This window comes from Micrococcus sp. HMSC31B01 (assembly GCF_001816085.1).
Taxonomy (GTDB): Bacteria; Actinomycetota; Actinomycetes; order Actinomycetales; family Micrococcaceae; genus Micrococcus; species Micrococcus luteus.
Map to the genome: position 1 here is coordinate 1 of NZ_KV824839.1, position 2,201 is coordinate 2,201.

A 2,201-nucleotide genomic window follows, 5' to 3' on the forward strand; every position below is an offset into this window, starting at 1 on the left:
GACGGCGCGCAGCCGCCCGGCCTCAGCGCCGCTGGGCGCGCTGCACCGCCTTGTGGTTGCCGTCGCACCACGGCTTGGTCGCGGAGGCGCCGCACCGGCAGACCGCGCTCACGGGCCGCCACGTGCGGTGCTCCACCCCGTCCTCGTCCAGCACCACGTGATCCCCGCGCAGCAGGATCGGCCCGTTCGGGCAGAGGACCACATCCGGGTGGGCGGGGGGCTCGTCCGCGTGGTCCGCCATCAGGCCCACGCCGCCAGCATCCGCTCCGCGTAGCGGTCGTCCAGGTGCAGGCTGGCCCACCCGCCGAAGAACACGTCCTCCCGCAGGTGCGGCTCCTCTTCGAGCAGCGCCCCGCAGATGGTGCGCACGGCCAGCTGCTCATGGACAGCGTCCGCCTCCACGTGCTCCGTGTGGTACCCCACCAGCTCGGTGGGGAAGCCCAGCCGCTCCAGCCCGCCGGCCATCCGCCGGGACGGCCCGGAGCTGGTCGCCTCGAAGGCCGCGAGGAACCCGAGGGAGGCCCCGCGCAGCCGCCGGTTCAGCCCGAACAGGGACATCACGTTGTTCTGCTCGAGGATCTCCACCGGCGCCTCGTCGATGTACGCGCCGTACTCGGCGGACAGCCCGCTGGCGGCCAGGCCCCGCGCGAACAGCTGCGCGTGGAGCCGGTTCGGGTCCCCGCCGCCGTACTCGTCATACTGCAGCTCCACGACGGCCGCCTTGACCCGGTCCGAGACCCGCGGGACCACCCACGAGGTGTGGTCCGCCTCCTTCAGGTGGTAGATCGACTTGTGGCGCAGGAACTCGCGGACCTGCTCGCACGTGGCCGAGCGCTGGATGTGCGCGGCCAGCGACGGGCCGTCATGGTCCGCGACGAACGCGAAGAACTCCGCGGCGAAGTCCTCCCCGTCCGGGAACGCGGGCGCCCGGCCGCGCAGGTCCTCCTCGAGGTCCCGCTCCAGGCCGCGGCGCACGCGGATCAGCTCCGGGTCCCACTCGAGCTCGTCGGCCACGCCCGCGAACCCGCGGTAGTGCAGCTCATACAGCGCCCACAGGGTCACGTGGGCGTCGTCGGCGTCCTGCGGCGGCGGGGCGTCGGCCAGACCGGCCGTCCGGCCCGTGGGCAGGGCGGCGAACACGCGCTCGCTCAGGGACCCGCGCGGGGCGGGGAGGGTCATCGGCACCATCCGTCCAGCGTGCGACATGCCGCCGCACCCGGTCCAGGGATGCGGGGCCGGCACCCGCCCGACGCCTCCCGTCCGACGACGGCCTGGAAGTCCCGGATCATCCTGGGGAACGGGTGCGGGCCCACCACGGAGCCGACCTTCGCGCAGATCCGCCTGACCCCCACCGAGTGGCGGTTCATCGAGATCCTCATCCGCCACATCGGCCGACTCGTGACCCGGCAGACGATCCTCACCACGATCTGGGGCACCGAGCACGCCGAGGACACGGGGTACCTGCGCCTCTACGTGTCCCAGCTGAGTCGCAAGCTGGGGGACGACACCACCCATCCTGTCCACCTGATCACGGAGCCCGGCATGGGCTACCCACTGGAGGGCATGACGCGCTGACGGCCGGGGCGCCCCGCCGGGGTGACATGCTGGCGGTATGCACGAGCCCCCCGGCGGCGCCGCCCCGCGCCCGCTGACCACGGACCCGCGGCGCACCCGCCGCGACGGGGCCGTGGTGCCCCACGCCCTCGCCCTCGCGGCGATCCTGCTGATCGCCCTGAACCTGCGTCCGGGCGCCACGACGCTGGGTCCCGTCCTCCAGGAGGTCTCCGCCTCTCTCGGCCTCACCGGCGGCACCGCGGGGCTGCTGGCCGCCCTGCCGGGCCTGTGCTTCGGGGCCGTGGGCTTCGTCGCCGTGCGGGTCGCCGCGCGCATGGGCCTTTCCGCCGCCGTCCTGGGCGGCGCCGCTCTGGTGGTCGTCGGCCTGGCGGCCCGCGCCCTCGCCGGGAGCACGGGGCCGTTCCTGGTCTTCACGCTGTTCGCGCTGGCGGGCATGGCACTGGGCAACGTGCTGGTCCCGGCGTGGATCAAGCTGCATAGCGCGCGGCGCGGTGTCTTGTACATGACCGTCTACAGCGTCGTCCTCACCGCGGGGGGCTCCCTCGGGGCCCTCGTCACCGCCCCCCTGGCCGCGGCCGGCGGGGCGGAGGGCTGGCGGCGGGCCCTCGGGGCGTGGGCCGTGGTCG

3 protein-coding genes and 1 pseudogene are annotated in these 2,201 nt (G+C 74.6%); 2 read left to right on the forward strand and 2 right to left on the reverse strand.

What is annotated here, in order from left to right:
- Positions 1–22: 22 nt before the first annotated feature.
- Both HMPREF3105_RS00550 and HMPREF3105_RS00555 read right to left on the reverse strand, forming a co-directional pair.
- Positions 23–241: a CDGSH iron-sulfur domain-containing protein gene (locus HMPREF3105_RS00550; RefSeq protein WP_070708521.1), complete on the reverse strand. Its 219-nt coding sequence runs from the start codon at positions 239–241 to the stop codon at positions 23–25.
- Positions 241–1,179, reverse strand: a complete 939-nt coding sequence (locus tag HMPREF3105_RS00555) for an iron-containing redox enzyme family protein (protein WP_070708522.1) — start codon at positions 1,177–1,179, stop codon at positions 241–243. The genes HMPREF3105_RS00550 and HMPREF3105_RS00555 overlap by 1 nt, the downstream gene beginning before the upstream one ends.
- A gap of 48 nt (positions 1,180–1,227) precedes the next feature.
- Between HMPREF3105_RS00555 and HMPREF3105_RS00560 the strand changes: the two genes are divergently transcribed.
- A complete protein-coding gene (locus HMPREF3105_RS00560) occupies positions 1,228–1,575 on the forward strand; it encodes a winged helix-turn-helix domain-containing protein (RefSeq protein WP_070708520.1) in 348 nt (115 codons plus the stop codon).
- Positions 1,576–1,612: 37 nt separating this feature from the next.
- Positions 1,613–2,201, forward strand: a pseudogene (locus HMPREF3105_RS12795) (MFS transporter); the annotation flags it as partial.